Origin of the sequence: Bacillus sp. SIMBA_026 (genome assembly GCF_046535335.1) — a bacterium.
GTDB classification, from domain to species: Bacteria; Bacillota; Bacilli; order Bacillales; family Bacillaceae; genus Bacillus; species Bacillus velezensis.
In genome coordinates, this window is record NZ_JAWRWX010000159.1 from 1 (window position 1) to 272 (window position 272).

Here is a 272-nt window from a genome sequence, read left to right on the forward strand (position 1 = left end):
GGACCAATCCCGCCTCGCGCAGTTCAGTCCTTAGATCGCTTTCGGTCAAAAGATGTGTCGTCACCGAATACTCCGCGATTGCCTGCCCGTCATCTGATCGTTCGATCAACGTCGAGGAGAACGTTCCGCGGACGGCGTCGAACCTCTCCTCGATTGCCAGGTTCGGCGAAATTTCATGCACGTATCTGTTCTGTCCGCCTAAATCGGGAATGCGCAACGAGAGCAAGAGCTCGCCCCCTGGGTTTAACCATTGGCGGATGTCGGCAAGGAGC

Annotated in this window: 1 protein-coding gene; it reads right to left on the reverse strand. The window is 56.6% G+C overall.

Features of this window, described 5'->3' with window-relative positions; translation table 11 throughout:
* The coding region (locus SB847_RS21055; protein ID WP_410578562.1) for a hypothetical protein at nt 1–226 on the reverse strand (226 nt) is incomplete at its 3' end.
* Nucleotides 227–272 lie beyond the last annotated feature (46 nt).